General features: G+C 55.0%; 27 protein-coding genes. 5 read left to right on the top strand and 22 right to left on the bottom strand.

Translation table 11 applies throughout. The features are described from left to right. Positions 1 to 8 precede the first annotated feature (8 nt). Positions 9 to 1,592: a cyclic peptide export ABC transporter gene (locus AC1MDE_RS03370; RefSeq protein ID WP_480344258.1), complete on the top strand. Its 1,584-nt coding sequence runs from the start codon at positions 9 to 11 to the stop codon at positions 1,590 to 1,592. Here the strand turns inward: AC1MDE_RS03370 and AC1MDE_RS03365 are convergent. The 12 genes from AC1MDE_RS03365 to AC1MDE_RS03310 all read right to left on the bottom strand — a co-directional run bounded on the left by AC1MDE_RS03365 (position 1,582) and on the right by AC1MDE_RS03310 (position 12,520). After that, entirely contained in the window at positions 1,582 to 2,277 is a 696-nt protein-coding gene (locus AC1MDE_RS03365; protein WP_268152700.1) for a DJ-1/PfpI family protein, read from the bottom strand. The genes AC1MDE_RS03370 and AC1MDE_RS03365 overlap by 11 nt on opposite strands. Positions 2,278 to 2,340: 63 nt before the next feature. Beyond that, the gene (locus AC1MDE_RS03360; protein ID WP_166932404.1) at positions 2,341 to 3,867 is read right to left on the bottom strand and encodes a sodium:solute symporter family protein; all 1,527 of its coding nucleotides are present in this window, start codon (positions 3,865 to 3,867) and stop codon (positions 2,341 to 2,343) included. Next, positions 3,864 to 4,133, bottom strand: a complete 270-nt coding sequence (locus AC1MDE_RS03355) for a hypothetical protein (RefSeq protein ID WP_034822302.1) — start codon at positions 4,131 to 4,133, stop codon at positions 3,864 to 3,866. Before AC1MDE_RS03355 ends, AC1MDE_RS03360 begins: the two co-directional genes overlap by 4 nt. A gap of 173 nt (positions 4,134 to 4,306) precedes the next feature. Then, a complete protein-coding gene (locus AC1MDE_RS03350; protein ID WP_479401793.1) occupies positions 4,307 to 5,245 on the bottom strand; it encodes a phosphotransferase in 939 nt (312 codons plus the stop codon). Next, entirely contained in the window at positions 5,242 to 6,177 is a 936-nt protein-coding gene (locus tag AC1MDE_RS03345) for a phosphotransferase (RefSeq protein ID WP_480344256.1), read from the bottom strand. The genes AC1MDE_RS03350 and AC1MDE_RS03345 overlap by 4 nt, the downstream gene beginning before the upstream one ends. Continuing rightward, complete coding sequence (locus tag AC1MDE_RS03340) at positions 6,171 to 7,454, bottom strand: Zn-dependent hydrolase (RefSeq protein ID WP_268152710.1); 1,284 nt, start codon at positions 7,452 to 7,454, stop codon at positions 6,171 to 6,173. Before AC1MDE_RS03340 ends, AC1MDE_RS03345 begins: the two co-directional genes overlap by 7 nt. After that, complete coding sequence (locus AC1MDE_RS03335) at positions 7,393 to 8,190, bottom strand: DeoR/GlpR family DNA-binding transcription regulator (protein WP_034822308.1); 798 nt, start codon at positions 8,188 to 8,190, stop codon at positions 7,393 to 7,395. Before AC1MDE_RS03335 ends, AC1MDE_RS03340 begins: the two co-directional genes overlap by 62 nt. Before the next feature lie 65 nt (positions 8,191 to 8,255). Further along, entirely contained in the window at positions 8,256 to 9,695 is a 1,440-nt protein-coding gene (locus tag AC1MDE_RS03330) for an amidase (protein WP_480344254.1), read from the bottom strand. A gap of 292 nt (positions 9,696 to 9,987) precedes the next feature. Then, on the bottom strand, positions 9,988 to 10,956 hold the full coding sequence (corA, locus tag AC1MDE_RS03325) for a magnesium/cobalt transporter CorA (protein WP_034822760.1): 969 nt from the start codon (positions 10,954 to 10,956) through the stop codon (positions 9,988 to 9,990). A gap of 34 nt (positions 10,957 to 10,990) precedes the next feature. Beyond that, the gene (locus AC1MDE_RS03320) at positions 10,991 to 11,461 is read right to left on the bottom strand and encodes a GNAT family N-acetyltransferase (protein WP_480344253.1); all 471 of its coding nucleotides are present in this window, start codon (positions 11,459 to 11,461) and stop codon (positions 10,991 to 10,993) included. A gap of 74 nt (positions 11,462 to 11,535) precedes the next feature. Continuing rightward, on the bottom strand, positions 11,536 to 11,856 hold the full coding sequence (locus tag AC1MDE_RS03315; protein WP_058960465.1) for an AzlD domain-containing protein: 321 nt from the start codon (positions 11,854 to 11,856) through the stop codon (positions 11,536 to 11,538). Further along, complete coding sequence (locus AC1MDE_RS03310; protein ID WP_097117625.1) at positions 11,846 to 12,520, bottom strand: AzlC family ABC transporter permease; 675 nt, start codon at positions 12,518 to 12,520, stop codon at positions 11,846 to 11,848. The genes AC1MDE_RS03315 and AC1MDE_RS03310 overlap by 11 nt, the downstream gene beginning before the upstream one ends. A 102-nt stretch (positions 12,521 to 12,622) precedes the next feature. Here AC1MDE_RS03310 and AC1MDE_RS03305 point away from each other — a divergent pair, with 102 nt between their 5' ends. Next, positions 12,623 to 13,171, top strand: coding sequence for a helix-turn-helix domain-containing protein (locus AC1MDE_RS03305; protein ID WP_045831923.1), 549 nt, complete (start codon positions 12,623 to 12,625; stop codon positions 13,169 to 13,171). A gap of 88 nt (positions 13,172 to 13,259) precedes the next feature. Further along, complete coding sequence (locus AC1MDE_RS03300; protein ID WP_058960463.1) at positions 13,260 to 13,781, top strand: GNAT family N-acetyltransferase; 522 nt, start codon at positions 13,260 to 13,262, stop codon at positions 13,779 to 13,781. Here AC1MDE_RS03300 and AC1MDE_RS03295 read toward each other — a convergent pair. The 4 genes from AC1MDE_RS03295 to AC1MDE_RS03280 are packed head-to-tail and all read right to left on the bottom strand — an operon-like array spanning position 13,778 to position 18,415. Next, entirely contained in the window at positions 13,778 to 15,178 is a 1,401-nt protein-coding gene (locus tag AC1MDE_RS03295) for an ABC transporter ATP-binding protein (protein ID WP_479399925.1), read from the bottom strand. The two genes, AC1MDE_RS03300 and AC1MDE_RS03295, sit on opposite strands and share 4 nt — an antisense overlap. Continuing rightward, positions 15,175 to 15,957 (bottom strand): ABC transporter permease, encoded by a 783-nt coding sequence (locus tag AC1MDE_RS03290; RefSeq protein WP_058960461.1) that lies wholly within the window; start codon positions 15,955 to 15,957, stop codon positions 15,175 to 15,177. Before AC1MDE_RS03290 ends, AC1MDE_RS03295 begins: the two co-directional genes overlap by 4 nt. Further along, entirely contained in the window at positions 15,954 to 16,889 is a 936-nt protein-coding gene (locus AC1MDE_RS03285) for an ABC transporter permease (RefSeq protein ID WP_480344249.1), read from the bottom strand. The genes AC1MDE_RS03290 and AC1MDE_RS03285 overlap by 4 nt, the downstream gene beginning before the upstream one ends. Next, the gene (locus AC1MDE_RS03280) at positions 16,889 to 18,415 is read right to left on the bottom strand and encodes an ABC transporter substrate-binding protein (RefSeq protein ID WP_480344248.1); all 1,527 of its coding nucleotides are present in this window, start codon (positions 18,413 to 18,415) and stop codon (positions 16,889 to 16,891) included. The genes AC1MDE_RS03285 and AC1MDE_RS03280 overlap by 1 nt, the downstream gene beginning before the upstream one ends. 191 nt (positions 18,416 to 18,606) lie before the next feature. Between AC1MDE_RS03280 and AC1MDE_RS03275 the strand changes: the two genes are divergently transcribed. Further along, a complete protein-coding gene (locus AC1MDE_RS03275) occupies positions 18,607 to 18,792 on the top strand; it encodes a tautomerase family protein (RefSeq protein WP_034822328.1) in 186 nt (61 codons plus the stop codon). 42 nt (positions 18,793 to 18,834) lie between these two features. Here the strand turns inward: AC1MDE_RS03275 and AC1MDE_RS03270 are convergent, their stop codons facing one another. Then, entirely contained in the window at positions 18,835 to 19,152 is a 318-nt protein-coding gene (locus AC1MDE_RS03270; RefSeq protein ID WP_097117631.1) for a helix-turn-helix domain-containing protein, read from the bottom strand. Next, positions 19,145 to 19,534 (bottom strand): type II toxin-antitoxin system RelE/ParE family toxin, encoded by a 390-nt coding sequence (locus AC1MDE_RS03265; RefSeq protein WP_480344247.1) that lies wholly within the window; start codon positions 19,532 to 19,534, stop codon positions 19,145 to 19,147. Before AC1MDE_RS03265 ends, AC1MDE_RS03270 begins: the two co-directional genes overlap by 8 nt. 198 nt (positions 19,535 to 19,732) lie before the next feature. Between AC1MDE_RS03265 and AC1MDE_RS03260 the strand changes: the two genes are divergently transcribed. After that, positions 19,733 to 20,473 (top strand): GntR family transcriptional regulator, encoded by a 741-nt coding sequence (locus AC1MDE_RS03260; protein ID WP_480344246.1) that lies wholly within the window; start codon positions 19,733 to 19,735, stop codon positions 20,471 to 20,473. Here AC1MDE_RS03260 and AC1MDE_RS03255 read toward each other — a convergent pair. From AC1MDE_RS03255 to AC1MDE_RS03240, 4 genes are all read right to left on the bottom strand, one after another. Continuing rightward, positions 20,460 to 21,440, bottom strand: coding sequence for a PfkB family carbohydrate kinase (locus AC1MDE_RS03255; protein WP_479399928.1), 981 nt, complete (start codon positions 21,438 to 21,440; stop codon positions 20,460 to 20,462). The genes AC1MDE_RS03260 and AC1MDE_RS03255 overlap by 14 nt on opposite strands. Next, on the bottom strand, positions 21,427 to 22,455 hold the full coding sequence (locus AC1MDE_RS03250) for an ADP-ribosylglycohydrolase family protein (RefSeq protein ID WP_479400378.1): 1,029 nt from the start codon (positions 22,453 to 22,455) through the stop codon (positions 21,427 to 21,429). The genes AC1MDE_RS03255 and AC1MDE_RS03250 overlap by 14 nt, the downstream gene beginning before the upstream one ends. 11 nt (positions 22,456 to 22,466) lie before the next feature. Next, positions 22,467 to 23,741, bottom strand: a complete 1,275-nt coding sequence (locus AC1MDE_RS03245; protein WP_097117635.1) for a nucleoside permease — start codon at positions 23,739 to 23,741, stop codon at positions 22,467 to 22,469. 171 nt (positions 23,742 to 23,912) lie between these two features. Next, a complete protein-coding gene (locus AC1MDE_RS03240) occupies positions 23,913 to 25,289 on the bottom strand; it encodes an aldehyde dehydrogenase family protein (RefSeq protein WP_480344245.1) in 1,377 nt (458 codons plus the stop codon). Between the last annotated feature and the right edge of the window lie 33 nt (positions 25,290 to 25,322).

Genomic DNA, 25,322 nt, shown 5'->3' with positions numbered 1-25,322 from the left:
GAGATGAGGTGTCGATTTATTTGATGTTACTGCGCACCACCGGTGTGCTGTTTTTTGTCGCGCTGGCCTGCAGCGTGATCGGTGGGTTGAGCAACGCGGCGCTCCTGGCACTCATCAATCAGGGATTGAGCGCCACGGAGGCGCAGCGCTGGCAACTGGCGTGGCAGTTCGCCCTGCTGGCGCTGCTGATGCTGGGCACGCGCACTTTGAGTCAGTCCCTGTTTATGGCAATGGGTCAGCGCTGCAAAGCCGAGTTGCGCCGCAAGCTGGTCCAGCAGGTAGCGGATGCCGGTTATGCCGATCTTGAACAGCACGGCATGCCGCGTGCCCTCAGCGTTTTGACGCAGGACCTCGACCAGGTGGTGGTGTTCTTTATTGCCTTGCCCGGTTTTGTCATGTCGCTGGCGGTGATCATCGGCTGCATGGGCTATCTCGGTTATCTGTCGCTGACCGTGATGATGATTGCGCTTATCACAGTGTTGATAGGCTCACTCGGCTACAGTGGAGTGCATCGGCGCGCCTTAAAACTGATGCGCCAGTCACGTCAGCGTGAAGAGACGCTGACTGGTGAAGTGAGCGCGCTGTTCAGCGGTGCGAAAGAACTGCGCTTACACGCCCCGCGCAAACAGGCGTTTCTGCATAACAAACTTTTCAATACCATCGAGCAGGTGCGTGTGGAACGTACGCGCGGTTACGTGCTGTATGCTCTGGCCAACATTTGGGCCAGCGTCTTCTTTTTCGCCTTTATTGGCGTGGTGATGTTTTTACTCGCCAACATGCTGGATCTGCACGGCGCGGTGATGTCTGGTTTCGCGATGGTGTTTCTTTATATGATCGTGCCGATTGAGACAGCGCTCGCCGCCCTGCCCGGCCTGACACTCACGCAGGTTGCGCTCAAACGCATTCAAGCCATGCAGCAGCAGCTGCCACCTGAGCAAACAACCTTTGATGCACCGCAGCTCAGTTTCCATCAGCTGGAACTGCGCGACATCACCTATCAGCATGAGGCATTTCAGCTCGGCCCCCTCTCATTGCAGTTTCGTCCCGGTGAGTTGGTGTATCTGACGGGCGGCAACGGCAGCGGTAAAACCACGCTGGCACGACTGCTTACCGGCTTATATCAGGCGGATAGCGGCCAACTGCTGCTGGACGGTGAAGTGATCAATGAGAGCAACCGCGCCGGTTATCGTCAGCTGTTTTCTGCCGTGTTTAATGATTTTCATCTGTTTGAGGATTTGCAAGGCATCGACAGCACACGCTGGAATGACGAAGCGCAAGCCCTGCTGGATGCCCTGCAATTAACCCGAAAAGTGACGCTGGTGGAGGGCACTTTCTCGACGCTGGCGCTCTCCACCGGACAGCGTAAGCGCCTGGCGCTGCTGGTGGCCTGGCTGGAAGACCGCCCGTTCTATCTGTTTGATGAATGGGCAGCCGATCAGGATTCGGCGTTTCGCGAGGTGTTTTACCACCAACTGCTCCCCGCGCTGAAAGCACGGGGAAAAACCGTTCTGGTGATCACCCATGACGAACGCTATTTCCACCTCGCCGATCGCTGTTTGAAGCTGGAGCTGGGCCAGTTAGTTAGCGCTTAAGCCTGGCGGCGGCAGCTTCTGTGGCCTCGCGGCGGCGAGCAATAAAGTCATGCATCTGGTTTTGCGCCTGCGCCAGTCGTTCCGGCGAGGCGCTGCGTGGTGAACCTGCATGAAACGGTGGCGCGGGATCGTACTCCATCTGCAGTTGAATGTTTTCCGCCACGTCGCGGCCAAACAGTTCTTCTGCCACAGTGAGTGCAAAGTCGATACCTGACGTGACACCCGCGCCGGTCATCCGATTACCATCGCGTACCACACGTTCGGCTACCGGCGTGGCGCCCAGCAGGCTGAGCTGATCCAATGACCCCCAATGCGAAGTGGCACGATATCCCTGCAACAAACCGGCGGCCCCCAGCACCAGTGAACCGGTACATACCGATGTCACCCATTGGGCTTGTTCGGCCTTTTGCCGCACAAAATCCAGCGTCTCTTCATCCTCCATCAGCGCAATTTGTCCCGGACCGCCAGGAATGCAGATTAGGTCGAGGGGCGGACACTCAGAAAACGTTGTCGTCGGCACGATGGCTAAACCACGATCGGACATCACCGGTTGCCGATCCTTCCAGATGAGATAATTGTTCACGCCGGGCATGCGAGCAAAGACTTCCCACGGGCCAGTGAGATCGAGTTGAGTGAGATGAGGGAACAGTAGCAGACCAATATTGAACGGCGAAGAGGCGGCCATGATAGGCTCCGATAAGGGGTCAGAGCGTTATCATGGCCTTGATACGAAAAGGATTGCAACGGGTTAATTCATCAGCGGTTTTGCCACCGGTGCTTTCACGCCATCAGCCAGCGCGAACAAAGCTTCGACACGGGCTTTCTCTTTGTCGTCAACCGGGATCAGCAAACCACACACCACAAACACCGCCACGTTACCCGCCAGGCCAACGATGCCGCTGGTCAGCGAGCCAAGCGCCGGGATGTCATCCGGGAAGAACACGGTGAGCACGATAGCGATAATAATCCCGGTCATCATGCCCAGTAGCGCACCCTGTTTGTTACCAAAGCGGCTAAAGATACCAAAGAACAACGGCACCGCCAGCTGAATAATCCCCTGATAGGAGATCTGCGCCAGCAGCTGCAAACGGGAATAGTTGAAGGTGAAGTACGCCAACAGCGCGGCAGCAACAATAAATACCACCATGCCCGACTTCGCCAGCACCGTCAGTTGACGATCGCTACGCGGTTTATTCCAGGTCGCCAGATCGTTGGCAAACTGCGTACCACATACCTGCACGCATCCATCAACGTGACCAATACTGGCAGCAAGAACAATCACCAGCGCCAGTGCCAGTAACCACGGACCGCCCTGATCAAACAGCGCCGTGAAGAAGCCATTTTGTGGATTGGCCTGCACGTTAGGATCCTGACTGACCGCCGTGGCGAACAGCATCAGGATGGCGTAAAAACCGCCCACCAGCAGAATCGTCAGCAAAGTGCCTTTCTTGACGGCACGGATGCCGCTGGCGGTATAAATGCGCTGGAAGCTCATCGGCCAGCACATTGACCCAATCACACCGGTGAAAATCAGGCTGAACATATACCAGGGACCATAGTGCGAACCTTCCGCGCCCGGAATCTGCAGCATTGCAGGTGGTAACGTCGCCAGTTGGCTAAAGCCATGATCGCCACCAAACAACAGCACCACGCACACCAGCGCACCCAACCCATAGGCGATGATGCCTTGATACATATCCGTCATGATCAACCCGCGCATGCCCATGCTGACGGTCCAGTACTGACGCACCAGAATCAACAACACGCCAGCGATCAGGCAGGTGGTGACGCCCCAGCGACCAAAACTGGCAAATTCCACCAACAACGCCAGTGCCTGTATCCCCATCACCACCCACGGGAAGACGCAGATGATGCCGATAATCGACGCAACTCGCTTCACCGCTGGGCTGTTGAAACGCATGCCGAGCAGATCGGGTTGTGTCGTCAGATTGAAGTGCTGGCCCCATTTCCACGCGCGGCGCGCCATCAGATACATGGCTGTCACGCCGAGCGTTGAGTAGACCGCGCCATAGAAGCCGATCACTCCGCTCACCGACAGTGAGAAGAAAGCGGTGAAAGTCGCTCCCGGCCACCACGAGTTGGTATAGCTCATGGCGATATACCACGGCCCATACGATCGGCCGCCGACGGCGTAATCAGAAAAGGAGGTGCTTTTACGGTTGGTGGCATACAGCACGGCAATCATGATCGCCAGAAACAGGCCAATCATGCCAAAGGTAATTAAATAATGGGGTTCTGCTGCAGTGATTTTCATGCGACTTCCTCATCATCCGGAATTTCGCCAAACGCGCATTCCGCCAGATACATAACCCATAATCCCACACCCAGGAATACCGCAATCGCGAGCCAATAAACGATCGGCAGAGGTATCCCCAGTAATAACGCACTACTTCCGCTGACGCTTAAATAAAGCGGTGGGCAAAGTGCCAGCAGTAATAATGCCAACAGGTATAGGGCGAAGATTTTATTTTTAATACTTATGCGGGCGCGTAATTGCTGCGCCATGACCATCGAACTCATAATAACCTCCTCAATATTAATTGACGGTGTGCGCACTCCTTTACCTGCTGAATATCAGCATTTCCCCTTTGGTGTAACCTCAACATCAGACAGCAAAGAGCGCTGTCCGAAAATACGACGGACGGATAATGTTACAGACGATCTTACAAGGACTTAATCCTGGCGCGTTCCGCTTACACCGCGCGTAGCCAGTTTTCCCAGTCGGGATGATTTAACACGCTGCGCGCCCGTAAATGCTTCCAGGCACCATATTTTGAAAAATCAAAATCAATATCGGCCACATGATGTTGAATAATGGCCCAGGTTGACCACTTCATATCCGCCAGATACTTATGAATTTGCACGCGAGCGAATAATGCTGCATCCACTTTACCGAAATAGTCCTCCAGCAATTCCTGTTCTATTTTCGGTGTGAAAAACATTTCGCCAAACCACAGCGCCAGTTCATAACAGCGATCGTTATTTGATGCATATTCAAAATCGACCAGGCGAATATCGTTCTGCGCATTGAGCATGAAGTTACCCGCCAGCGTGTCATTCATGCACGGCACCAAATCTAATCCCGCCGCTTCTAACGCCTGCTGCGCGCGCTGTGCCTGTTTGTGCAACCAGGCAGCATCAGCAGAGAGCGCGACATTGAGTGCACTGACCTGCTCAATATGCTCATTAAGCATGTCGAATACGGTTTTGTTCTGCCTGAGCAACGGCTGATCGTTGAAACTTTTCAAGCCCTGCAACGCACGATGACGAATCGCGGATTGCTGGAAATCGAGGTTTGACGAGGCGCGCCAGCCATCGATGAACTCAAACACTTCCACGCCAAGATCGCGCAGATAGGCCACCACCGGCACGCCATAGCCGGTTTGCGCGGCTTTCAGGCTCGCTTCATGTGCGGTGTCACGATTAATAAAGCGCTCGGTGCCTTCGCCGGGAATTTTGACGAAATAAGCACAAGGCGCGCCCTCGACTGCCACGTGCCAGTTGGCGTTGGAAATACCGCCGCTTACCGGACGATACTGCACCGCCCTGCCCTGCCATTCCGACATCGCCGTAATAGCTTGTTCCACCCGCTGTTCCTGCCAGCTTTGCGCTTCACCCAGAGATTTGCTCATTTTGCCTGCTCCGCAGTCAGGTTTAACCAACGTTCAAAACGGGGATCGCTCAGGCTCTGACGGCAGCGCAACAGCATCCACTGGCCGAGCTTGGCAAATTCCAGGCCGCGCATGCTGGTGACACCGTTCAGCATGCCCCATAGCGTCCAGTGATAATCATCCACCAGCGCATATAAGCGACAACGCGCCACATCAGCCTCGCTGCAGTCACCGCGCCACGCACGAATCGCATCACGCCAGCGATCGTCAGTAGGCAGTTGTTCGTGGATGAGCGTCGCGATATCGTGCCAGGCATCCCCGCGCGCGGCATAGTCAAAGTCCAGCAAGCGCCATTCACCCTGAGGGTTGACCATCCAGTTGCTGGCGATGTTATCGCCGTGGATCAAAACGGGTGTATAGGACACGGCGTTGAGTGCTTCCCACGCCAAATCGACACATTCCCCCATCCATTGCAGCTCTTCTGGCTGTTGCACACCCTGTGTTTCCAGCTGAAAACGTAGCCGCAACATATCCTGCTGGCGGCTGTGTAAGGGCAACGGCAATCCTGAGTGATGTAATTTATCCAGCGTGCGCGTCAGGCTGGCAAAGTGATGCGGATCGCGTAACGTATCCAGTCGCGCCCAGCGGAAGCTGTCATCCAGCGCCGCAAAGATCAGAACGCCATTGCGCGGATCGGCGTGGCATAGCGACGGGGCGATGCCCAACTCGCCCGCCTGGCGGCTAATTTCGGCGCTGCGCTGGAAATCAATCAACGCTTTCTGATCATCGAACAGCACCTTGGCATAATAGCCTTGCCCCGCCGACTGCAGGCGAAATCCGGCCCATTCCGTCGCCAAACGATGCGGTGACGCCACACCTGCCGTGCCTGGCTGAATATCAAAGGATTGCGCGGGTTGCCAATTCGCCAGCGCTTGCTGTAAACGCATCAACATAGGGCGTCCTTCCCTTTAAGGCAGAGCTCAGTGAGCATCGCCATCAACATGTCGAGACCGCGATGCAAGTCGGCGGTGGCGGTGTATTCACGTTCATTGTGCGAAAGGCCGTCTACGCTGGGCACAAACAACAATGCACTCGGGCAGTGATAGCTCATGCTTATCGCATCGTGACCTGCTACTGAACGCATCGGCATCGCTTTCAGCCCCAATTTTTCCGCCTGCGCTAAAGCCATATCACTCAATGCCGAATGTAACTGCTGTCGTGGACGATACTGTGCACGGTCGAGACTGACATCGGTGGCCGTGTTCTGCGCAATCGATTGCATCTGCTGGCTAAAGCTGTCGCGCAACTGGCGCAAAAGCGCTTCATCAGCAGAACGAAACTCTATAAATAACGTGGCTTCAGAAGTCACTACGTTCGGCGAATTAGGCACGGTTTCCAGACGGCCCACCGAGGTATGCAGCGCTTCGCCATAGCGTTCAGCCTCTGCACGCACCGCCACAATGGTGTGCGCGGCTGCCAGCAGCGCATCCCGCCGGCGATCCATCAATGCCGGGCCGGTATGGTTTTGCTCTCCGCGAAACGTCACCTGCCATTTCAGTGCCGCCCAGGTTTCCGTCACTACACCTATCTGTTTCTGCTGCAATTCAAGATGTGGACCTTGCTCAACGTGCAGTTCGCAGTAGGCCGCCACCGTCAGATCGGGTAACGCCGTTCCGCGATAACCAATATTTTGCAAAGCTGTTTGCAACGAGATACCTTCGCCATCACAACACGCCAGAGCCTGCTCCAGCGAGAGTGCGCCTGTGAACACTGAACTGCCGGTCAGGCTGGGTTGAAAGCGCGCACCCTCTTCATTGGTCCAGTTCACTACCGCCAGATTACGTTGCGCGGTTTGCGAATGGTCGCGCAGCTGGCGAGCCAATGTTGCCATGGTCACTGCAGCGCCGGTGACACCGTAGGCACCGTCGAAACGCCCACCCAGCGGTTGGCTGTCCAGATGCGAACCGCACAGCACCCACGGCGCGCCTTCGCAAAGCGTCATCAAGCCAAAGATGTTGCCAATTTCATCCACGTGAACGTGAAAACCCTGTTGCGTCAGCCAGGTACAAAAGGCATCGCGCATTTGCTTATCCGCAGCGGATGCCGTCAGGCGATGTAAGCCGCCTGCGGGTGTCGCACCAATGCTGCTGCTGAGGGCGAACAGCGCATCAAACGCCTGATAATCTTGCGGTGTCATCCGCGGCATTGCCGGGATGGAGGATGTTGACATGGGCACTCTCCAGACTCGCTACAAAAGCTGCCGCGGGTCGCGCATTGGTCACTAAGGTGTCAACCGCGCTAAACGGCAGCGTGTTCACAAAGGTTCGCAGTCCAAATTTGCCTTCATCTGCCAGAATCACACTCTGGCGACAGTGCGTGCTCAGCACGCGCCTTAATAACGCCTCAGGCTCTTCGTAATCCATAAAACCGTTGTCCCGATCCACTGCACCAATGCCCATAAAGGCAATGTCGTAGTGGAATTGACGCGCGAACTCCAGCGTATGGGGGCCAATGAGTGCGTTATCATTTCGCCGAACGCGCCCTGGTGTTAGCGTGACAGCGTTGTCGCTTTGCTGCGTGAGCAGCGCGGCGATATCCATTGAGTTCGTGATAACCTTCAAACGCGAGAAGCGGGTCAACTGCTGCGCCAGTGCCAGCGTTGAAGTGCCGGTATCCAGAAACAGCGCCATCCCCTCTTCCACTAATTCGCTTGCCAGCTGACCAATACGCGCTTTAGCACGCGGCTTGATACGGCTGCGTATCTGTAACGGCTGCTCTTCGCTGGGCACCGGTAAAATGGCACCGCCGTGCACGCGTCGTAATACGCTCTGCTCTTCCAGATATTTAAGATCGCGGCGAATCGTCTCTTCTGACACCACGAATTTCTGCGCCAGTTCCGTGACGCGCACCCGTTTGTCGTGGTGTAAAATCCGTTTTATCTCATCCAGACGTGGCTGATTAATCATACTTACCTTCTGTTTTTAGAGGCCAAAACCGCAGTATACCTTTCGGGCGGTCTCAAGGCCGCGCCTTACAGAGAAGGTTGATGTTGATCCCACGGCATCAGGGCTTCGAGCGCCGCGCAGAACTGCAATACGTCGCCTTCCGCATAACGTCGGCCGATCACCTGCAAACCCACCGGTAAACCTTGCGCGGTAAAACCACAGGGAATCGTCGCCGCCGGATTACCACTCAAATTGAATGGCCAGGTGAAAGGTGTCCAGCGCGCCCACTCTACTCCGCTGTCGCCCGGCGACTGATTTTCCGGCACATGGCGATCGGCCGAGAACGGCAGCACTGGCAGCGTAGGCGTGATCAGTAAATCCACGCTGTCAAACAAGGCGTGCACTTGTCCGGCAAACGCTGCGCGTTGTTTTTGCGCCGCCAGGTAGTCGGCCAGATTCAGGCGCTGCGCGCGTTCAATCAGCGCGGCAAAGCCCGGATCGAGCTGGTCGAGCTGCTGCTGCAGTGCGGCACCATACGCCACACCGCGCCCGCCGCTCCATAAAGTGTCAAATGTCTCAAACGGTGATGACCAATCCAGCGGGCGTGCCGTGAGCGTCACCGGTAACGTATGGGCAATCTGCTCCACCGCCTGTTCGACGCAACGCGCAATCTGCTCGTCGACCGGTGTGTTAAACAGCGTGGGACTGTAATGCACACGCAGCGCGGGCAATGGCTGGTCGCAGCGTGCCAGCCAGGATTCATTTTTCGCTGGTAGCGCCTGATGGTCGCGCGCATCCGGTCCAGAAAGCAGATCAAACAGCAGTGCGCTATCACGAACCGTGCGCGTCATCGGCCCGGCATGACTGAGCATTTCAGTGGCAGACCACGGCCAGGTCGGGATGCGTCCCAGCGAGGCTTTAAGGGCGAAAATGCCACAAAAAGCACCGGGGATACGCACCGATCCGCCACCGTCGGAGCCCAGCGCGGCGGGCACCATGCGCGCCGCCACGCTGATTGCCGATCCCGAACTGGAACCGCCGCTGGTTAACGCCGGATCCCACGGATTGCGCCCATGACCAAATACCCGTGAATAGCTTGATCCGGTCCAGCCAAACTCGGTGGTCGTGGTTTTACCGACAATGATCGCTCCCGCCGCCTTCAGCCGTTCAATAATCGGCGCGTCACTTTCTGGTACGTTATCCAATGAGGTGAGCGAACCTTTGGTGGTGCGCAACCCAGCCGTAGAGAACAGATCTTTGACGCCGAACGGCACACCGTGCAATGGACCCCGACTCTTGCCCGACTGACGTTCGCGATCGCAGCTTTTAGCGTCTTCCATTGCCTGCTCATCGTAAACATCACCAAAGGCATTCAATGTGGGATTGTGGGATTTTATTTGCTGAAGGCAATTCCCCACCAGCTTTTCACTGCTGATATCACCGCGACGAATCTGCTGCGCCGCGCCAATAACATCAGGCATCGAGTTAAATAAATTCTGGTCCACCGCCATGGTTACACCCTGCATTTCTGGCATCATTATGCAGCGATAGTGGCAACAGTTGGCGAATGAAGCAAGACCGGGTTATGTGGTTAATGTGGGATATGTTGTATTTAATCTGGCGTTGTTATAGGAAAAGATGATGATGAAAAAAACAGCGAAATGACAAAACCGTGGCAATTGGATGAAGGTTTTGCGCGACAAGCCGCTCAATCACTCACTTGCAGTTAAATCGTTCAGGGAAATGTGTGGATGAAGATCTCAGTTCACTGCGCCGCTATCACCAGCGCAGTGATAATAAAGTCATCTGATAAAAAGATTACAGCCAGCCTGCTTTTTTCAGACGTGACCACATCACACCACAGATCGCCAGCGTCACCACCAGTACCGCGGGATAGCCAAAGTGGGTTTTCAGTTCGGGCATATCAGAGAAGTTCATGCCATACATACTGAAGACAATGGTCGGGACGATCAGCACCGCACCCCAGCCCGCCAACTTTTTATTCACTTCGCTCTGCTGAACCGACACCAGTGCCAGATTGACCTGCATTGCGCTGGTGAGCATTTCACGCATATCCTCGGCATCTATCATCACGTGATGAGCATGATCCTGAACGTCACGCAGGTAGGCACGCAGGTTCTTCGGAATAATGTCTTCGTGAAAACGCGCCAGTTGGGCACAAATCTCAGTCACCGGCATCGCGGCATTGCGCAGCGCCAGCAGTTCGCGCCGGAGATGATAGACATCCTCCAGCGTTTTACTGTCAAAGCGGGTGGTAAACATGCCCCCTTCCAGCGTACCGATACGCTCGCTGAGTGATTCGGTGATTTTGCTGTAGTGGTCAACGATAAAGTCGAGAATGCAGTAAAACGCGTAGCCCGGTCCCTGACACAACATGGTGTGGTTTTTTTCTGCCCTGGCGCGTATCGCCGCATAGCCTTCCGATGAACCATGGCGGACGGTGATCAGGAAGTTTTTACCGAGGAAAAAGTGGGTTTCACCGAAGCTGATGCGCTGCTGATCGTCGAGATGTGCCGTTTTCACCACGATAAATACCGACTCACCATATTGCTCAATCTTCGGGCGCTGATGGGCCACCAGCGCATCCTCAATTGCTAACTCATGCAGGCCAAACTCTTCCTGCAACGTCTGCATAAAAGCCGGTTCAGGCTGATTCAAACCCAGCCAGATAAACGCACTTTCGTCTTTGAGTACTTCGCTGATGTCGGCGACATCGACATGCTCTTCACGTTTGCCGTGGCGATAAGCCACACAGTTAATCACCATTTTGGCGCTGTCCATGTTGTTTTCACTTACTCAATCATAGTGTCAGTATCATTTCGACGCAGGGGAGATCGGCTTTGGCCAGAGCGGAAGGATACAAGGCTTCACGCACGGTGCTAAAGCCATGGCGCAGATAGAAACCGCTGGCATTGGGTGTTGCGGCCAGGGTCAACTGCCGAAAACCGCGCTGGCGGGCTTCCGCGATAATCGCGTTCATAATGGCGCTGGCATAGCCTTTGCCATTACACGCTGGCAGGGTAAATATCGCTTCCACACTGCCGCTTTTGACATCGAGAAAGCCCGTAGCGGCAGCGCCCAACTCAGGATCGTCGAGCACGTAGAAAGGATTGCCCTTAATCGCCTCAAAGTAACCTGACGGCAACGCGTCAGGCGTCCATGCGGCAATCACTTCAGGCGGATAAACTGACTGGCAGCCATCGCGAATCGCGAGATTGCGAATACGCCACAAGTCGGCGGCTTCATGTGGAAGCGCTAAGCGCGGTGTCATGGATTCTTCTCTGTGCGATGAATACGGAAGTCCCACAGTAGCAAAACCCTTGCCGCAAGTTTGTTCTTTTTGGCTTAAGGCACCCCAAAATAACGCAGCAATGCCGTCATCACGGCCGCGCCAACAATCACTAAAATCAACGGCGTACGGCGCCAGGCGAGAAACACAGCAAACAACACGCCTGCTATCCGCGCGACACCTGCGAAGTGGCTGCCTTCAAATAGTGCAGTGGTGACGGCAACCGCCAGTAACAGCACCGTAGCAGCATCCGAGAGCATATTGCGCACCGATTCCGACATCGGCATACGGCTTCCCAGTCGGTAACCCGCGAAGCGCATCACATAAGTGCCGACGGCCAGCAGCGCGATCCCGGCAATCACGAAGTTATTGTGCATTTTTGCGCTCCCGCCAGCTTAATAAGCCCAACAATGAAAACAATACCGGCATTCCCGCCGGAACAAACGGCGTGGCGAGTACTGACAATGCCGTACCGAGTGTGGCCGGAATCCGCGTGCGACGTTGACGCAAAGCGGGAAAGATCAGCGCGATCAGGATGGCAGGAAAAACCGCATCGAGACCAATCGCCGAAACATCAGGAATGAAGCGCCCGATAAATGCGCCGCACACCACGCTGAGTGGCCAGATAGCAAAAATCCCTAAACCACACACCCAGTATGCGGCGCGTCGTTGGGAAAGCGTCTTTTGCGAAATGCCAAATACCACGCTTTCGTCATTCATGATATGGCAACCCAGCAAACTGCGTCCGCCCTGCCCGACCAGATCTTTCACTGCAATACCAAAGGGCAAGTGGCGCGCGTTGACCAGTAAACCCGCCGCCGCAGCTGTTAATGGGCTGCCACCACCGGCCACAATGCCGATGAACAGAAACTCGGATGCGCCTGCCAGCACCATCGTCGAGAGCGCGATGGGCACCCACAGCGGAAAACCATCCGCCGCCGCCAGCGAACCGTAAGAGAGCCCGACAATACCGTCGGCCAGACAAACCAGGAAAATCGCTTTTAATACGCCGCGATCAAGCGGAACTGCACCCAGACGCATCACAATTTGATCTCATATCGAACAGGAAAGCCGTTATAATGAACGCGCCCGAATTGTTTTACAAGATGAACAAATCGTTCGATATAAAGAACAGGAGTAATTGTGACACCACCGATCGATCTTATCTCTGCTGGATTAGTGCGCGAACGCCAGCGTGCCGGGCTCTCGTTAACCGAAGTCGCCCGCCGTGCCGGCATTGCGAAATCCACGCTTTCCCAACTGGAAGCGGGCAACGGCAATCCCAGCATTGAGACGTTATGGTCACTGTGCGTGGCGCTCAATATTCCGTTTGCCCGCCTGATGGAACCGGAAGTGAAGCGTTTGCAGGTGATCCGTCGTGGTGAGGGCATGATGGTGTCAGCTGAACTCGCGGATTATCAGGCCGCGCTACTGGCCAGCTGTCCGCCGGGCGGTCGTCGTGATTTATATCTAATCACCAGCCAGCCGGGCGCACCGCGCGCCTCTCATCCGCATCCGCCCGGTTCCGTAGAACACATCATTATTGCGCAGGGTCGCGCACTTGTTGGGCCTACCGATGCCCCGGTCGAACTTCATCCAGGTGACTACATCTGCTACCCCGCCGACGAACCGCACATCTTCGAAGCGCTGGAAGCGAATACCATGGCGGTGCAGCTGTCGGAGCAAAATTAGTCATAATAATTTCCTATGTTCAAACCCGATGATTGGCGCATGACACAGTGGCATCCTGTGTTTTTCGCTAGCCGATTATCAGGAACATATGGATATTATTCCCGCCCGACCTCATCACGCCGCTGCCATTCAGAAAATCTATGCGTGGCACGTTCTCCACGGCACCGCCACCTTCGAAACCGAACCACCCAGCGAAAGCGAAATGCTCAACCGCGTCAAAGATGTGCAGCAGCGCGGTGGCTTCTGGCTGGTGGCGCAAGAGGATGAACAGGTATTGGGTTATTGTTATCTGGCACCTTATCGACCGCGCTATGCCTATCGCTTCACGCTGGAAGATTCGATTTATCTCGACCGTGAACAAACCGGACGTGGCGTCGGGCGGGCGTTATTGCAAAAAGCGATTGCGCTGGCAGAAGCAGCAGGCTTTCGCCAGATCATCGCCATCGTGGGAGATAGCGCCAATCAGGGATCGCTGGGATTACACCGGGCGCTCGGCTTCGAGCACACCGGTGTGATGAAATCGGTGGGATTCAAACATGGCCGCTGGCTCGACACCGTCGTGATGCAGCGCTCACTGGGTGTCGGTGATAGCCAGCCGCCAGAACGTTAAGCCGCCTGCATCGCAATCACGCGATCTGTCCCCTTCTCCAGAAGTTCGCGATCGTGGCTCACCAGCAGCACGCCGCACTGCAGCTGACGCACCATCTGCGTTATCAGCTGCAGAGTTTGCTGCTGTACCAGAGGGTCGAGCCGCGATGTCGGCTCATCGGCGAACAGGAAAACCGGCTCAAGCAGCATGACGCGTAACAGAGAGAAGCGCTGTAACTCGCCGCCCGAGAGGGAATCCGGGCAGCGCGTGAGTAATGAAGACTCTAACGCCAATTGCTCCATTAACGTGTCGCGTTTAGACCGTTCTATGCGATGACGGCGCAGCACCTCCTCCAGGCTTTGTGACAGTGTGCGCGTGGGGGGAAACAATGCCGAGGGATCCTGATAGATCTTCTGATACCTCAGCGCGCTCGCCGCGACATGACGTGTGATGCTGCCCTGCTGTGGCGTGAGTAATCCCAGCAATACATCGCCAAAGCTGCTTTTTCCACTGCCGCTGGCACCATGTAAGCCGACAATTTCCCCAGCATGCAGAGTGAAATTTTCTGGCACGCCCAACGCATTTCCGCCGCGCTGCAGCTTTATCCCCTGCGCGCTCACTACGGGTTTGCTGCGGATTACCGTGCTTTGCCGTTGCGGCCAGGCAGCGGGATCGGCAGCCAGCAACTCGCGGGTATAGCGCTGCTGCGGGGTGTGTAACACCTGCTGTGCTGAGCCTTGTTCGATCACTTTGCCTTTATGCATGACGATAACGTCTCCGCCCAACTGACGTGCCAGCGCGATATCGTGCGTGATGGTCAACAACGTCCCACCTTCCGCCACTTCACTACGCAGCAATGCAGCAACGTCATCGCGTCGGGACACATCCAGACCTTTAGTCGGTTCATCTGCTATCAGGATCTCCGCCCCTCCCGCGCGCGCCGCTGCAAATGCCGCACGTTGTGCCATGCCACCGGACAACTGCCACGGGAATTTTTGTGCCGCAACCTGTAATCCCAACTGCGTGAGGTCATCCTGCGCAGCCGCCATGCTTCGCGGCGCGGAGTGCCCTCGGATATATTGATAGCCTTCCGCAACCTGCTGCTGAATCGCCATGGTGGGATCGAGCGCCAGCCAGGGTTCTTGTGGCAGCGAGGCCATAGTCCTTCCCCACAAGCTGCGTAACGCATCACGATCCTGCGGTAACTGATAGCGTTGACCGTTGATGATCAGGGTTCCGCTGGCCTGAAGTGTCTCCGGCAAAATTCCCATTACTGCCTGCGCCAACAGGCTTTTTCCGGAACCAGTCTCACCCAATAAGGTGAGCGGTTGGCCAGGTTGCAGGTGGAAATCAACCGGCTCCACCAGCGTGGCTTCTGCTGTTGCGATGGTTATGCCGATGGCCTGTAATCCTTTCATACACGCTCCTTTTTCATCATCAGGTTAAGGCTAATCAGCAATAAAAACAGTGCGACCACAGGCTGCAGCAGCAACCAGGGGGCTTCCCAGGCAAAGGGCAGCAGTTCGGTCATCATCAAGCCCAATTCCGGTGTCGGTGGACGGACACCGACGCTGATAAATCCCAGTGCCGACACGGCCATGATGGCGCTGCTAAACGAGAACAGTGCAACGGTAAGCAAAACAGGTGCGAGTGCCGGCCAAAGGTGACGGTGAAAGCGGTAAATCGCGTTAAAACCCAGCAGTTTCGACGCCTGCATGCCCGGCGAATGCACAATCGGACGTAAGGTGGCGCGTGTCACACGGAAGAATTCCACCCACAGCACCAACGAAATGCCTAACCACAGCATCTCCGGCGAGTCCGGGGCAATCGCCGCCAGTAACAGCACCAGCAGCAAGCCGGGCAGCGCGAGGCACATATCCCCCAGCATGCTGACCACACGGTCGAGCACACCGCCATAAAGCGCGCTGAGAACACCAGCCAGCACACCGACCAGCATGGCACTGATCACGCACAGCGCAGCCAGACCCAGTGACAGGCGCAGCGCCGCACTCAGGCGCGGCAGCATGTCACGTCCCAGGTGATCAAAACCTAACAGATTGGCCTGGCTGGGCGGCTGCAACATGTTGAGCAGTTCTTGTTGCAGAGGATCACCATGATGAAACAGAGGCAGTAAAAAGGCGTAACTCAGTAGCAGCGCCAGCAGCAGTAAACCGACATGACGTGAAGTTAATTTCATGGGCGCGTCCCTCGCGGATCCAGCAGATGACAACCTGCATCTACCAGCATATTAAGCAGGACAAACAGCAGGCCGAGCGCCATGGCACTGGCCTGAATCACCGTTACATCGCGGGCGAAGATAGCGTGAACCAACGCATGACCAATGCCGGGCCAGGCAAACAAGGTTTCTACCACCACCACGCCTTCCACCAGCCAGACAAACTGCATGCCGAACCAGGTGAGCACCGGCGTTCCCAGATTGCGTAAACCATGACGATGCAGCAAAGTGGCGGGCGCCAGACCTTTTTGTGCCCCCCATTGGTAATAACCCGCGTTCACCACCTGCCAGGTGGCTTCGCGCACCACGCGCACGCCCACCGCGCTTAGCGACAAGGCCAGCGTCAATGCGGGTAACAGGAAATGACGCAGCTCACCGTGTCCCGCACTCGGCAGCCAGTCGAGTTGCAGCGCGAACAGCACGATCAGCAGCATACCCAGTGCAAAATGCGGCACAGATTTAAGCATCGACGTCAGCCAAAACAGCAGCCGATCCACTTTGCCATTGGCGTGACAGCCGGCCCAGATACCCAACGGCAGCGTGATAATGATCGCCAGTAGCAATGAAACACCGGCTAACGCCAGCGTCTGACTCAGTTGCCAACGCAGTTCATCCATCACCGGCTCGCCGGAAACCAGCGAGCGACCAAAGTTGAATTGCAGCAGATCGAACAGCCAGTGCAGTAAGGCGCTGCCTTGATCGGCTGCGCCACTTAACTCCTGCTGCACGCGCGCGACGGCATCCGCATCAACCCGATCATAGCCGTAACGACCGCTGGCAATGCGCCACGCCATATCGCCCGGCAGCGACCGAACCAGAAACCAGGTGAGTAAACCCACTGAGAGCACCACAAAAAAAGCCTGCATCAGCCGCCAGCTTAGTTGTCTGATCATCACGGCTCCCAACGCAGTTGGCGCAGGCCAAAGTGACGCTCAAACGGATCGAGCGCGACGTTTTGCAACTGACTGTTGATCGCTGCAGATTGTTGATACCAGGCGATTGGAATCACCGGGAGATCCTGTTGCAGCGCCGAGGTGATTAACGTTCGAGCCTGGGCACGCGCGGAGGCATCGGTGGATTGCGTCAGGGTATGCAGTGCGCCACTGAATCCTGTCGGATGCCAGTTCATCGCCCCCCAGTCGCCACCTTTCTCGGCATAATCCTGCAATAAGGTGCCGGTTGGATCGGGCGTGAGTGCAAAGTTGCGTGAGAACAGCGCCAGTTGCAGTTTCCCGCTGTGATGCTGGGCAGGAATTTCGCTGGCATTGGTTGAGTTAATCTTCACTTCAATACCGACTTTGCGCAGTTGCTGCTGGATAACCATCGCCATCAACGGCAGTTCAGGGCGATCCGGGAAGGTCAGCAGCGTCAGGCTGAATCGCTGGCCGTTGCGGGTCAGCACACCATCTGATCCCGGTTGCCAGCCGGCTTTCTGCAACAGCGTGACCGCCGAATCGGGCTGATAGGAGAGTGGAGGCAGCGCCGCGTTGTGCCACTCGCCCATGTTCGGCGGGAACAACTGGCTGGCAGCACCCGGATAGCGCAACACCGCCATCGCTAACGCATTACGATCAATGGCCATGCTGATCGCTTCGCGCACCGGCTGTTCCGCTAACAGCGGATCGCCCAGATTGAGCTTCAGCATAAGCGTGCGCGGCACGGGAATGGCGGGGAGTTGCAGCGCAGGTTTGCGTGCCAGACGCTGACGGCTGGCGGCATCAAGATTGAACACATAATCCGCATCACCACTTTCCGCGAGCAGCGCGCGGGTCTCTGCCCGGCCAGAAGAGAGATAGCTGGCTGCGGCGATGTATGGTTTTTCTCCCCAGTACCCTTCAAAGCGTTTTACCGCTAACGACTGCGGCGGCTGAAAGGCGGTCAGCATAAACGGCCCGGAGCCGATGATGCGCGTGAAGTTGCCCTGTGCATCCCAGCTGGATAACGCCAGAATTTGCGAGCGACTTTCCGCCAGGACGGAAAGCAGAGGTGTGAAAGGCTCGCGCAGCGTGATGGTCACCACCTGCCCTTCTCCGCTGATCTCAGTGATCGGTGTTTTATCCAGTAATCCCGCTTTACTCCGCGCAGTATTGAGTGATTTCACTACCGCTGCCGCATCCAGTGGCGAACCATCATGGAAATGCACGTTATCGCGCAGCTGTAATTGCCAGCGTAAACCGTCTTCCGAGACCTGCCAACTCTTCGCCAAAGCCGGTATCGGTTCACCGCGTTGATTCACTTCCACCAGCGTTTCCACCACATCCATGCGCAGAAGGATGTCACCGGAAAGCGCCGGATCGGCACCTTTAATTTCAAACGGAGCGGCAATGCGCACCGTGTTTTCCTGATGCTGCGCCGCGAATGAGGCGCACGAAGCCAGGCCGAGCGCCGTGGCGATCAGCAATTTTTTCATTGATTTCATTATGGTTTCCGAAAAATACCGCTATAAAAATCCCAGAGATATTACGTTATAACATAACAATACACATTTAAACACAGATCGTCTGCGGGGATAAACGGTTTGCGCGGGTGTTTATGACAAATTGACACTGCATCCTCGGGCATGACTGGGTTATGCTGAAACCGAATCTGAACCCTCAAGGAGAAACGGGAATGCCAGAGATCGTTGTCTATGCTGCGGAAGGCCGCACAGTTGAGCAGAAGAAGAAGTTGCTGAAAGCGGTGACTGCCGCAGTCGCGGACTCGTTTGAGATTGATGCCAATTCGGTGACGGTTTCAATCATTGAAACGCCTAAGCATCATAAATCTAAAGGCGGCGTGCCGTTTGATGAGCGGTGATAGGTTATTTGATGCATAAAAGCCCAACAGGGCTTTTATGTTTTATAGAATGAAAACCGCTGGGCCTTTATCTTCAATGGTGTTGAGGATACGCAAAGCCGCTTTATTGGGTTTACTCTCGTTACGTTCCCACTTTGAAACACTCTCAACTGACATGCCTGTAGTCATTGCCAGCGCCGCCTGCGACATCTTCCATCTTAAGCGTACCGCTTTAATCTCAATCCCAGACATAGCGCGTACTGGAGGGATATTACGAGCTTCGATCGCCGCACTGATTTCCGCAACCGTCTCGCCCTGAACAACGCCCAATTGGTTGTAGCGCTGCGCCATATCGTGGATTTTCTTTAAGCGTTCAGTCATCACAAGTTACCTCGATTAGTTCTTTTAACTTAATCAACTCCCGGACCTTCTCATCTGACATCGCAATAAAATCCCGAGCGATACGGCAATAAGCATCAATTTCATCATCTTCAAGTTCTTTGCCTTTCTTCTTTGATAGCTGACTTTTCAAGTACATATCAAAGAAATAAATGTTGTTGCCATAATTGAAGAAAACAATGCTACGCGCGCCGTCAGATGCCCCCACACCAGGCAACCCGAGTCGTTTTTTGAACGTGTAATGTCCTAATGGGTCTCCATGTAATCCCGCAAAAATCGACTTTGCAGCTTTACACAAAATTTTATCATTGATGCGTGCATTACATCTCTCTTCCTGAAATTCTGGCGTCAGGTAAATGCCCATTTACCCCTCCTTGCCTTAAAATATCCGTAAGCGTGACTATAGTCTTCGTTACGGGTTAGGTCAAATTACAAGCGAAAGGATTGGTTGAATCTAAGCGCTAATAACCGCAATAACATGTGGTTAAAGTCGCTACGCGAACGGTGAAAATTCAGTATTATATCTCACCCCTGGCTAACCCAATTGAGTGCTCAGCCCGCTATGACTGAACAGAATCCGCTGTTTTCGCGGCTTACCACCACACTGGCTAAAGAGAGCCGTACGCCGTTGTACAAGCGCTTTGCCGCCGCCATCAAAGAGGCGGTGCGTGATGGCATCCTGGTGCATGAAGAGATCCTGCCCGGTGAGCGAGAATTCAGCCAGTCGCTCAGCATCTCGCGTATTACGGTGCGTAAAGCGATGGATGAGCTGGAAAAAGAGGGGGTGGTGTTTCGTTCACGCGGTTACGGCACACAGATTTGCAGCCAGTTTGAGTATTCGCTGAAAGAGCCCAAAGGTTTGTCGCAGCAGGCGGTTTTACGCGGTAAAAAACCTGATACGGTGTGGATCAATAAGAGCAAAATTCAGTGCAGTGCGGAAATCGGTGAAAAACTGGGATTAAGCAAAGGTAGCGAAGTCTACTTGCTGAAGCGTATTCGCTATGTCGATCAGCAAGCGGTGTCAGTTGAAGAATCCTGGGTGCCGGCACGCTTTATTGCAGATGCCGATGACATTGGAATTTCTTTGTATGATTACTTTAACAAGCAACAGATTTTGCCGGTTAAGTCCCAAAGCAGAGTGAGTGCCCGCATGCCTGATGAAGCGCTCCAGCAGCAGATTGCCCTGCCCGCCAATGTCCCTGTGTTAGTGATTAAACAGCTGGCACTTGACGCGCAAGGCAGTCCTTTGGAGTACAGCATCAGCTACTGCCGCAGCGACATGTACGTGTTTATTGCTGAGTAAGTCTTTGCTGCCAATAGCTCTGCAGCGTGGCGCGATCGGGTGCACAATCACCACCGCGTTGTGACACCACATAAGACGCCACGGCATTACCCAATGCCACACTTTCCGCCAGCGACCAACCTGACGCGAGCCCGGCTAACACTCCCCCCGCATGGCTGTCACCGGCGCCAATCGTATCGACTACTTGCGTTGCCAGAGCAGGGATCCAACCCTGCGATTCCGCATCGATATAACCTGCGCCATCACTGTCTAGACGCACCACCAACCCTGCGCCAAAGTGTTGTTGCCATTGAGCCATTAACTGACGGGCATCAAAGGCTTGATGCTGGTTCAAACGCTCCAGCCACAGTAACTCCGCTTCCTGTCTGTTCACTGTAATCAGTGGTTTAAGCGCCATAATACGGGCAAATTGACACTCACCGATGTCAGCCAAACGCGGACCGAAATCCACCAGCAATTGATAGTTATGCGCCTGGTGTTCGAGCCAGTCGATCAGCACATCGCCGCTTTTGCTGGTCAGTTGATAGCCAGACAAGTAGATCCAACGCTGCGCGGGTTGTGGCAATGTGCCCAGCAGTTCGGCATCCCAAAGATTTTCGACACCGCTAACCGACAGAAACGTGCGCTCGCCGTCTGGCTCCACCAGTGCCAGACACCAGCCATTGTCTCCTTTGCTGGTTTCCAGCACGCTGTGAATGCCATATTCCATCAGCTTCTGCCGCACAATACTGGCCCAAATGCCGTTACCCAGCGGCAGCGCGTTGATGGATGGAATGCCCAACCGATGCAACGCGATCGTTACATTCAATGCACAACCGCCCACGTTGACGACCTGCTGGTGGAGCTCGATATCACTCCCCCGATGCGGTAACGAATAGGCATCAGCAATCACGTCCACCACAGCGGCACCAATCACGCACACCGGCAGACGTCCTTCCAGCCGGTTCAGGTCATCAGGCGTCAGCATAAACGGCCTCACGCTGCTGACGGAAACGCATGAATGCGTTGCTATAGCGAGTGAAATCCAGAGCGTTGGCAGCATCCAGTTCGGCTTTTAACTGTGAATCAATCCCATCAATGCCATGCAGCGCTCCGCAAATGGCCACCGCCATCGCGCCGATGGTATCGGTATCGCCACCCAGATTGGCACAAAGAATAGCGCAGCGATTCGGATCGGTATTGGCCAGCTCAACCATTGCAATAGCAGCTGGAACCGATTCGATGGTGGCCGTCCCGGTGCCTACCAAATCATAAATCTGCTGCATCGTTGACTCCACGCCTCTGCCCTGCGCCACAACGCTCAGCGCCAGCTCAACACGCGCGGCCATGGACGCGCTAAAGGTCGTGACGCGTTTTTCCTGAGCAGCGCGCGCAATCGCAGGCAGCTCATCGCGGATGGATGTCCAGCTTGCGCCGTCAATGGCTCGTGAAACCGCCCAGGCAATCACCACTGCACCCGCGATGGCGATATCAGATTTATGCGTAGGACTGGATGCCAGTGCGACGGCGTCAATAAAGGCGTCCAGATCTTTGGCTGGCAACAGGCAACCTAGTGGCGAAACGCGCATCGCGGCGCCATTGGTCATGCCGTTGTTCTCCAGTTGCGTCACTGGCGTTCCCATTTTCAGTGCATTCAGGGCTATTTTGGATGTGGGTCCCAATACGTTTTTGTTGAAGGCATCAAACTCCTCTGCCCAGCGCAGGATATTGGCACCAATGGTCTCCGCGTTGATATCGCCATCATGCGTGACTATCGCATCTGCCAAAGCCAGCGCCATCGACGTATCGTCAGTAAATGCCGCACGGCCAAAATAACAGGCGGCATTGTTTTCGGCAGGCCCCGGCAGAAAACCATCAATCCAGCCAAAATGCTGCTTAACGCGACTGCGCGGCCACAATTCCGATGGCATGCCCATCGCATCGCCCAGTGCCTGACCATAGAAAGCGCCTAAAATCCGTTTTTCCCGGAGTGTCATTGTCATCATTACATCTCTTATTTATGGCTATCAGCGGTGGCTGATTGCTCGAAAGCGGTTAATTCTTCACTGCGTTTTTTGCCATCGCGGAACAGCACGATGAAGGCAATGGTGATAATGATGATCATCACGCTGCCAAACATCCACATGCCCGCCCAGTTGAACGTTTGGCCATTGCGTGGCTGGTCGTACGCGAACATCTCCTGCATCAAATATCCGCCGAGACGATAGCCCAGCAAGCTGCCAATCCCCTGGCATGCGAGCGTGATCAGGCCCTGTGCTGCGTTGCGCATCGCGACCGGTGCTTTTTTATCAACGTAGATGTAAGCCGTGATGAAGTAGAAGTCATAGCTGACGCCGTGCAGCAGGATGCCCATAAACAACAGGCCAATCGTCAGGGCATTTTGATCGCCGCCGAACACAAAGAATATGTAGCGTAGCGCTGCGGTGGTTAAGCCAAGCAGCAACACTTTGCCGATGCCAAAGCGCTTGATAAAGAATGGCAGTGCCAGCAGGAAGAAGATCTCCGATACCTGACCCAGCGTCATCCAACCGGTGGCGTGTGGCAGGCCCACCTCCGTCAGGTAGCCTTCGGCAAAGATGTAGTAAAACGCCAGCGGCATGCTGAACAGGAATGAGCAGACGAAGAACACCAGGAAACTGCGATCTTTCAGGAGATGCAGCGCATCCAGCCCCAATGCCACACGCAGGCTGAATTTGCCGGTGCTTTTCGGCTCGGTTGCCGGCAGCATTAGCGAAAAGATCCCCAATACCAGTGAACTGGCAGCAGTGATCAGCAGCGGCACATTGCTGGCAGAAATGTCGCCATAGCCCATCAGCGGCGGCAGGAAACCACAGGCAATGCCTGACGCAATCCAGCCTAAAGTGCCCATTACCCGCACGCGTGGATAATCACGTTCGACATCTTTGACATGCGAGAAAGCAATACTATTAGTCAGCGCAATGGTCGGCATGTAAGTGAGCGCATACAACAGCAGCAGTGGGAAGAAACCACTGAAGTGCGTCTGCTGGGCCGCGAAATACATCAGAATGGAACCGACGATCATCAGCAGCGATAACACTTTCTGCGCCTGGAAGAAGCGGTCTGCCAACGATCCAACGAGGATCGGCGACAGGATGGCGGCAATCGAAGTACAGGCATAGCACCAGGCAATCTCAACCGGCGAAAAGCCGTTTTTGCTGAGGAAAGCCCAGAGCGGCACAAACCATGCCCCCCAGATAAACCACTCGAGAAACATCATGAAGGATAATTTTGGGATTGTTGTTTTCATTAAAATAGGACTCCCCGGTGTAGGTGAGGCCAATCTAACACCACTAACAATACCTTTGTAATACCATTAGCGGATTCTTTGAGCTACTCCACAACAATTTTAACCGAGGATTAACAGTAAGGCAGGAGATAGAGCGTGGAATAAGGGCGTGCAGTGCACGCCCTAAAAGTCTTAACGACGGTTTTTCCAGACGGTCTGGATATTACAGAATTCGTGAACGCCAAAACTGGAAAGTTCACGACCATAGCCGCTCTTCTTCACACCACCAATCGCCACGCGGGGATCGGAAGCACCGTTGCCATTGATGAACACGGCGCCGGTTTCCAGTTTCTCTGCCAGCTCATTGGCAACCGCTTCGTTACTGCTCCACACGGTGGCGCTCAAACCAAATTCGCTGTCGTTTGCCAGTTCTAATGCATGCTGCGCATCACGTGCTACGGTAATCGCCGCCACAGGGCCAAAGATCTCCTGCTGGAAGGCGATCATGTCGGGTGTCACATCAGCAAGGATCGTTGGTGCGTAGTAGTTGCCAAAGCCATCGATCTTATGACCACCGATAACCAGGCGCGCACCTTGTTTCAGGGTTTGCTGTACCTGCTGGTCTAACTCATCACGCAGATCATAACGCGCCATTGGCCCGATATAAGTTTCTTCATTCAACGGATCGCCAATTTTTAGTGCCTGCACAGCCGCGCTAAAACGCGCCTCAAACGCTTCTGCGACACTTTCCTCAATGATGAACCGTTTGGCTGCCATGCACACCTGTCCGGTATTCTGGTAGCGTCCTGTGACCGCTGAAGCTACTGCGGCATCCAGATCGGCATCTGCCAGAACAATAAAAGGATCTGCGCCGCCGAGTTCCAGCACGGTTTTTTTCAATACCGCACCGGCTTGTGCTGCAATAGCACCGCCCGCCCGCACACTTCCTGTCACCGCAACTGCCGCAATACGCGGATCTTTAATTGCAGCCGAAACGCCATCGTTATCCACGTTAATCACGGTGAAGCCACCTTTTGGCAGATCGGTCGCATCAAACAATTCGGTCATCAGATGTGCTGCACCCATCACGCTTGGCGCATGTTTCAGTACATAAGTGTTTCCTGCCAGCAGCATACTAACGGCACCGCGCAGCACCTGCCAGTAGGGGAAGTTCCAGGGCATCACTGCGAGGATCACACCTAACGGGCGAAACGACTGCCAGGCTTGCTGATTTTCCACCAGCGTGGGTTTATCAGCCAGCATGGCCGGACCTTGTTCTGCGTACCAATCACAGAGATTGGCGCATTTCAAAACTTCAGCACGTGCTTGGGCGATCGGTTTGCCCATTTCCAGCGTGGCCATTTCTGCAAGTTGATCCTGACGCTGGCGGATCTGTTCAGCTAACTGCCGCAATACGATGACACGCTGTGCCATGCTGGTGGCTCGCCATTGTGCAAAAGCATCCGCGCTGGTCTGCAACGCAGCTTCGAGTTCAGCGGCATTCTGCAACGGATAGGTTGCGATGATTTCGCCAGTGGTAGGGTTACGTGAAATAACGTTGTCAGTCATAAGATGCCTTCGTCATGAGTTGTAGGGTGTGAA

The organism is Pantoea folii (assembly GCF_056678875.1).
The sequence above is the reverse complement of the archived record's forward strand: the minus strand, read 5'-3'. Positions and strand labels throughout refer to the sequence as shown.